Consider the following 952-nt stretch of genomic DNA (forward strand, 5'->3'; position numbering starts at 1 on the left):
CGGGAGGAGAGGGAGCTGTTAAAAAAGGCAACACAGTTCTTCGCGAGCCAAAGGTCGTGAGGTTTGCCTTTATCGCTCGATATCATGGGCCGCTTTCACGCGACCGGGTCTGCCGCCTGTTTGGCGTCAGCGACCGGGGTTTAAGAGCCTGGCGATGCCGCCCGGTCTGTGCCCGCAGAAGACAGGATGATATCCTGATGGTGCATATCCGTACCATTCATGCGCAGAGCAGGCGAAGCTACGGACGTCCCCGCATGACAGAGAAACTCAGGGCTTCCGGTCTGTCTGTCGGACATCGTCGCGTTGGACGTCTGATGCGCGAGCATGACATTCGTGTTGTCAGGACACGACGCTTCAAGGTGACCACGAACAGCTCGCACAAGCACAGTATTAAACCCAACCTTCTGGGACAGGATTTTTCAGCACCAGCGCTTAACCAGAAATAGACAGCGGACATAACATATATCTGGACATGTGAAGGCTGGGTTTACCTGGCTGTGGTGCTGGACCTCTTCTCACGCAGAGTCATCGGCTGGAACCTTGAGGTCCGCATGACCGCAGATCTTGCCACGACAGCATTACAGCGCGCTATTGCCTTGCGTCAGCCACCACCAGGCTGCGTCCATCATGCGGATCGTGGCAGTCAGTATTGTTCAGAGGCTTACCGGCGGCTCCTCTCTGCTCATGGCTTTATCGTGTCCATGAGCAGAAAAGGAAACTGCTGGGACAATGCTGTCACGGAAAGCTTCTTCAAGACCCTGAAAGCTGAACTCCTGTGGCAGCAGGCATGGAGGACGCGCCAGAACGTCGAACAGGCTATCACATCCTACATCAATGATTTCTATAATCCGCAGAGGCTGCATTCCGCACTCCAATGGAAAAGCCCTCTGGATTACGAGCGCAATGCCGCTTAACAGATAACCTATGGTCCGGAACTAAACCGGGACACGTC

1 pseudogene is annotated in these 952 nt (G+C 54.7%); it reads left to right on the top strand.

What is annotated here, in order from left to right:
- Positions 1-914: pseudogene (locus tag AD928_RS15105) on the top strand (IS3 family transposase); the annotation flags it as partial.
- Positions 915-952: the final 38 nt, after the last annotated feature.

The sequence above is a fragment of the Acetobacter cerevisiae genome (assembly GCF_001580535.1).
Lineage (GTDB): Bacteria > Pseudomonadota > Alphaproteobacteria > Acetobacterales > Acetobacteraceae > Acetobacter > Acetobacter cerevisiae.